Source organism: Streptomyces lucensis JCM 4490 (assembly GCF_014650035.1).
GTDB lineage: Bacteria > Actinomycetota > Actinomycetes > Streptomycetales > Streptomycetaceae > Streptomyces > Streptomyces lucensis.
The window spans coordinates 290,616-296,765 of record NZ_BMUE01000009.1; the positions used below are offsets into that span (position 1 = coordinate 290,616).

The following is a 6,150-nucleotide window of genomic DNA, read 5'->3' on the forward strand; positions in this document are numbered from 1 at the left end:
AGGTGCGTTCCGGACGTGGGTGCTGCTATACGACCCAGGTGTCTGAAAAGACAACGCGGAGTGCACACCCGGCGTCAAGGCGAATCACTTAACGAGTCCGCAACGCCACGCTCAGCTCTCACCGTGAAGGCGGCGCGGAATCGTCTCCAAACGCTCTTTACGGACCCTCCATCCAAGGGGAGTTCATGAGAAGGCAAAGAACGGCACAACCGACGCCGGCCGATTCGACCGCAGGAGCGAACAAACCCGGCCAGCCGCGCGGGCACCGCGGGAGCACTCGCAGCCGTCGGCGCGCACACGGGAAGGGGCCCGGAAATCCGGGCCCCTTCCGCCTGCACCTCGAGAACCGGTGCCTCAGTCGGCCTGCTGCCTCTTGGGCCGCCACACGACCAGCGCGCTGGTCTGCTGGACCTCCTGGTACGGGACCAGGTCGCGGCGGTAGGAGGCGTGGACGGCGGCCTCGCGCTGCTGCATCGCGGCCGCCGCGCCGTCCAGGGCCGCCTGCATCTCCACGACACGGGACTGCAGGGCGGCGACCTGGTTCTCCAGTTCGATGATCCGCTTGATGCCGGCCAGGTTGATGCCCTCGTCCTGCGACAACTGCTGCACCTGGCGGAGCAGTTCGATGTCGCGGGCCGAGTAGCGGCGGCCCCGGCCGGCGGTGCGGTCGGGGGAGACCAGGCCCAGCCGGTCGTACTGGCGCAGCGTCTGCGGGTGGAGTCCGGAGAGCTGGGCCGCCACCGAGATGACGTAGACCGGGGTCTCCTCGGTCAGTTCATACGGGTTACGTCGACGGCCGTCCATCACCCTCAAGCTCCCTTCGCGGCCTCGAACAGCTCCGCCCGCGGGTCCTCGCCCGCGGTCGCCTCGCGATACGCCTCCAGCGCGTCACGAGCCTTCCCCGACAGGTCCTTCGGGACACTCACCTCGACGGTGACCAGCAGATCGCCGCGGGTGCCGTCCGAGCGGACCGCGCCCTTGCCCCGCGCCCGCATCGTACGGCCGTTCGGCGTGCCGGGCGGCAGTTTCAGGGTGACGGCCGGGCCGCCCAGGGTGGGCACCCGCACCTCGCCGCCGAGAGCCGCCTCGGCGAACGTGACCGGGACGGTGACGGTGAGGTTGTCGCCCTTGCGCCCGAACACCGGGTGCTCGCCGACGTGCACGACCACGTACAGGTCGCCCGCCGGTCCGCCCCGCTCGCCGGGCGCGCCCTTGCCGCGCAGCCGGATGCGCTGCCCGTCGGTCACGCCGGCCGGGATGCGGACCTGCATCGTGCGGGACGACTTGGCGCGCCCGCTGCCCTTGCACTCCAGACAGGGGTGCTCGGCGATCAGGCCGCGGCCCTTGCAGTCGGGGCAGGGGTCGGTGAGGGAGAACCCGCCGCCCGAGCCCCGGGCGACCTGCCCGGTGCCGACGCAGGTCGGGCACACCCGCGGGGTGCCGTTCTTGTCGCCGGTGCCCGAACAGGCCTTGCAGGGCGCCTGGGAGGACATCCTGAGCGGCACCGTGGCGCCCTCGATGGCCTCCGTGAAGCTCAGCGTGACCTCGGTGTCCACGTCCTGGCCGCGCCGGGGCTGGGTACGGGTCGTACCCGTGCCGCCGCGGTTGAACAGGCCCCCGAAGACGTCACCCAGACCGCCACCGCCGCCGAAGCCGCCTCCGCTCTGCGCGTTGCCCCCGAAGAGGTCGCCCAGGTCGAAGTTGAAGCTGCCGCCGCCGGCGCCCGGCCCCGGGCGGAAGCCGCCGTTGCCGAACAGGGCGCGCGCCTCGTCGTACTCCTTGCGCTTCTTGGGATCGCCGAGGACGTCGTTCGCCTCGGAGATCTCCTTGAAGCGCTCCTCGGCCCTGGCGTTGCCCTTGTTGGCGTCCGGGTGGAACTCGCGGGCGAGCTTCCGGTACGCCTTCTTGATCTCGGCCTCGGTGGCGTCCTTGGGGACGCCGAGGACCTTGTAGTAGTCCTTCTCGATGAAGTCCTTGGTGCTCATCCCCGACGTCCCTCCTTCCTGTCCCCGGTGATTACGTCAGCCCTCCTCCGGGCCACCGTTCTCCTTGTCGTCGGCCGCCGCGCTCTCCTCGGCCTCCTCCGCCTTGACGGTCTGGGCGCCGGGCTGCGGCTCGGCGACGGCCACCCGCGCGGGGCGGATGGTGCGCTCGCCGATGCGGTACCCGGGCTGCAGGATCGCCACGCAGGTCGTCTCGGTGACGTCCGGCGCGTAGGAGTGCATCAGGGCCTCGTGGATCGTCGGGTCGAAGGGCTCGCCCTCCTTGCCGAACTGCTGCAGGCCCATCTTGGCCGCGACGGTCTCCAGCGACTCGGCGACGGACTTGAAGCCGCCGACCAGCTCGCCGTGTTCCCGCGCGCGGCCGATGTCGTCGAGCACGGGCAGGAGCTCGGTCAGGAGGTTCGCGATGGCGATCTCCTTGACCGCGATCCGGTCGCGCTCGACCCGGCGGCGGTAGTTCTGGTACTCGGCCTGGAGCCGCTGGAGGTCCGCCGTGCGCTCGCCGAGCGCCGTGCGCACCTGGTCCAGCTGGGCCACGAGGCCCGCGTCTGCGTTCACGTCCCCGGCCGGGGCCGCCGCCTCCTCGGCGGCGGCCTTCGGCTCGGCGTCGTCGTTGGTGGCGCCGGAAGGGACGTCGGGCTTCTCCTCGAAGCCCGGGGTCTCCTCCGTCACGCGGCACCGTCCTTGCGCTCGTCGTCCACGATCTCGGCGTCGACGACATCGTCATCGGCCTTGCCGCCGTCGGCGGCCGGGCCGCCCGCGGCCTGGGCCGCCTGGGCGTCGGCGTACATGGCCTGGCCCAGCTTCTGGGAGACGGCCGCGACCTTCTCGGTGGCGGTGCGGATCTCGGCGGTGTCCTCGCCCTTGAGGGCTTCCTTCAGCTCGCCGACCGCGGTCTCGACCTCGGTCTTGATCTCGCCGGGGACCTTGTCCTCGTTGTCCTTGAGGAACTTCTCGGTCTGGTAGACCAGCTGCTCGCCCTGGTTGCGGGTCTCGGCGGCCTCGCGGCGCTTGTGGTCCTCCTCCGCGTAGCGCTCGGCCTCCTCGCGCATGCGGTCGACCTCGTCCTTCGGGAGCGAGGAGCCGCCGGTGACGGTCATCTTCTGCTCCTTGCCGGTGCCGAGGTCCTTCGCCGTGACGTGCATGATGCCGTTGGCGTCGATGTCGAAGGAGACCTCGATCTGCGGGACGCCGCGCGGCGCCGGCGGCAGACCGGTCAGCTCGAACATGCCGAGCTTCTTGTTGTAGGCCGCGATCTCGCGCTCGCCCTGGTAGACCTGGATCTGCACGGACGGCTGGTTGTCCTCGGCCGTGGTGAAGATCTCCGAGCGCTTGGTCGGGATCGTGGTGTTGCGCTCGATCAGCTTGGTCATGATGCCGCCCTTGGTCTCGATACCGAGGGACAGCGGGGTGACGTCGAGGAGCAGGACGTCCTTGACCTCGCCCTTGAGGACACCGGCCTGGAGCGAGGCGCCGATGGCGACGACCTCGTCCGGGTTCACGCCCTTGTTGGCCTCCTTGCCGCCGGTCAGCTCCTTGACGAGCTCGGCGACGGCGGGCATGCGGGTGGAGCCGCCGACGAGGACGACGTGGTCGATCTCGCTGAGGGAGATGCCGGCGTCCTTGATGACGTTGTGGAACGGCGTCTTGCAGCGCTCCAGCAGGTCCGCGGTCAGCTGCTGGAACTGGGCGCGGGTGAGCTTCTCGTCCAGGTGCAGCGGGCCCTCGGCGGAGGCCGTGATGTAGGGCAGGTTGATCGAGGTCTCGGTGGAGGAGGACAGCTCGATCTTCGCCTTCTCAGCGGCCTCACGGAGGCGCTGGAGGGCCATCTTGTCCTTGCTCAGGTCCACGCCGTGGCCGGACTGGAACTGCTTGACCAGGTAGTCGACGACGCGCTGGTCCCAGTCGTCACCACCGAGGTGGTTGTCGCCGTTGGTGGCCTTCACCTCGACGACGCCGTCGCCGATCTCCAGGAGCGAGACGTCGAACGTGCCGCCACCGAGGTCGAAGACCAGGATGATCTGCTCGTCCTTGTCGAGGCCGTACGCGAGCGCGGCCGCGGTGGGCTCGTTGACGATGCGCAGGACGTTCAGACCGGCGATCTCGCCGGCCTCCTTCGTCGCCTGGCGCTCGGAGTCGTTGAAGTACGCCGGGACGGTGATGACCGCGTCGGTCACCTTCTCGCCCAGGTAGGCCTCGGCGTCCCGCTTCAGCTTCTGCAGGATGAACGCGGAGATCTGCTGGGGGTTGAAGTCCTTCCCGTCCAGCTGGATCTTCCAGTCGGTGCCCATGTGGCGCTTCACCGAGCGGATGGTCCGGTCCACGTTCGTGACCGCCTGGCGCTTGGCGACCTCGCCGACGAGCACCTCACCGTTCTTGGCGAAGGCGACGACGGACGGCGTGGTCCTGGCACCCTCGGCGTTGGTGATGACGGTGGGCTCGCCGCCCTCCAGAACGCTGACGACGGAGTTAGTCGTGCCCAGGTCGATGCCGACCGCACGTGCCATGGTTGATTCCTCCAGCTGACTTGAGTGGAACAGGCTCAAGTGTGCACGAGGAGACGCGATGGGTCAACGGACCTGAGCCAACCAGGCTCAACTCTTATCCGCTCCTTACACGCAAGTGCCCCGTGACCTGCGTTGATTCCGTGCGCCGGGGTGGCTGGACAGGGATGCGAAGGAGTACGAGTACGGCCAGCAGGGTCGCCCCCGCCACCCACAGCACCGCTTGCCCACCGGTCCATCCGGTGTGCACGAGTACCCCGACGAGCACCGACGAGAACGAACCGGCGCCCAGCAGCACGACCGACCCCTGCGGGGTCATCCCCAGCCGCCGCAGCCGGTGCGCGAGGTGGTCCGGCCGCCGCCTGAGCAGCGGATGCCGGGCCACCAGCCGGGCCAGGACCACGAGGACGGCGTCGGCGGCGGCTACCGCGCCGAGGCAGAACACCACCGCCGCGCTCGGCCCGATCGCGTAGCCCGCGCGCGTGAAGACGACGGCGGACGACAGCAGGAACCCGGTGAACAGCGACCCGCACGCCCCGAGCCCGACCCGCGCGGGGTGCCAGTTGTGCATCAGGAATCCGGTGAGGGCGGCGGCGAACACGCTCAGCAGGACGGCGAGCCCGTCCATCACCTCGGCGGCGGCGCAGGCCCCCGCACCGAACGCCGTGATCACACCGACGGTCCCGGCCAGCCCGTCGGCGTGGTCGAGCCCCCGGAAGGTGAGGGAGGCGAACACGATCCAGCCCACGGCCAGCATCCCGCCCGGCACGCCCGTCTCGTCGTAGGGCACCACGCAGGCCGCCGCCACGGCGGTACCGGCGACGAGCACACGGGCGCGCAGCCGCCACACGTCCGCGACCAGGCCGAGTGCCGCGACGACGGTGGCGGCGACCAGCAGCCTCGCGACGCCGTCCCCGAGCCGCGCGACCCCCGTCCACTCCCCCGCCCAGGCGACCAGACAGGTGACGGCCACGACGGCGAGCCCGCCGAGCACCGGCAGGGGCCGCCGGCACCGCCGGTCCAGGATGCCCGCCCGCAGCGCGGGCATCCTGGACATGGCCGTGAGCACGGCGGCGAGGAGAAGGGCGGTGGTGGCCGCGGCGATCCCGTAGAGCACGGCTCCAAGGTAGGCGCGAATGCGACGATTATGGACGAATAACACGATCCATTGTTCTGTCACACCATCTGATGGCCATTCGGGTGACGGCGGGCGGGTGTCCGACTGAGGGCCCCCTCAGCGACCCAGATCACCCCGCGCTCACCTACATCCCGACGGAAGATAAGGGTAGTCTCAGACGGACTGCATAAGTTACCGCTTAGTAATTTCGAGGCCGCCTCAGGAGCCCCAATGCAACTCGCCGCGATCGTCGTGTCGCTGGTCCTGACCGTGGTCGGCGTTGCGCTGCTCGCCCGTGCCATCGGCCAGTTCGTCCGGTACTTCAGGCTGGGCCAGCCCGTCCCCGCCGGAACCCGGACCGACAATCCCTACCAGCGCAGCGTGACCCTGGTCCGGGAGTTCCTGGGCCACACCCGTATGAACCGGTGGGGCATCGTGGGTGCCGCCCACTGGTTCGTGGCCATCGGGTTCCTGACGCTGCCGCCGACCATCATCAACGCCTACGGCCAGCTCTTCCAGGCCGACT

Annotated in this window: 5 protein-coding genes and 1 pseudogene; 1 reads left to right on the forward strand and 5 read right to left on the reverse strand. The window is 70.0% G+C overall.

The features are described 5' to 3' along the window. Positions 1–354: 354 nt before the first annotated feature. From IE177_RS22140 to IE177_RS22160, 5 genes are all read right to left on the reverse strand, one after another. Positions 355–804, reverse strand: coding sequence for a heat shock protein transcriptional repressor HspR (locus tag IE177_RS22140; protein WP_190017105.1), 450 nt, complete (start codon positions 802–804; stop codon positions 355–357). A gap of 5 nt (positions 805–809) precedes the next feature. Beyond that, entirely contained in the window at positions 810–1,985 is a 1,176-nt protein-coding gene (gene dnaJ / locus IE177_RS22145; RefSeq protein WP_190017106.1) for a molecular chaperone DnaJ, read from the reverse strand. A 36-nt stretch (positions 1,986–2,021) separates the two neighbouring features. Next, the gene (gene grpE / locus IE177_RS22150) at positions 2,022–2,675 is read right to left on the reverse strand and encodes a nucleotide exchange factor GrpE (RefSeq protein ID WP_190017107.1); all 654 of its coding nucleotides are present in this window, start codon (positions 2,673–2,675) and stop codon (positions 2,022–2,024) included. After that, positions 2,672–4,510, reverse strand: a complete 1,839-nt coding sequence (gene dnaK, locus IE177_RS22155; RefSeq protein WP_190017108.1) for a molecular chaperone DnaK — start codon at positions 4,508–4,510, stop codon at positions 2,672–2,674. Before dnaK ends, grpE begins: the two co-directional genes overlap by 4 nt. A 94-nt stretch (positions 4,511–4,604) precedes the next feature. Continuing rightward, on the reverse strand, positions 4,605–5,624 hold the full coding sequence (locus IE177_RS22160) for an MraY family glycosyltransferase (protein ID WP_190017109.1): 1,020 nt from the start codon (positions 5,622–5,624) through the stop codon (positions 4,605–4,607). A gap of 231 nt (positions 5,625–5,855) precedes the next feature. On the opposite strand from IE177_RS22160, the pseudogene IE177_RS22165 reads away from it, so the two are divergent. Then, positions 5,856–6,150: pseudogene (locus IE177_RS22165) on the forward strand (Fe-S oxidoreductase); the annotation flags it as partial.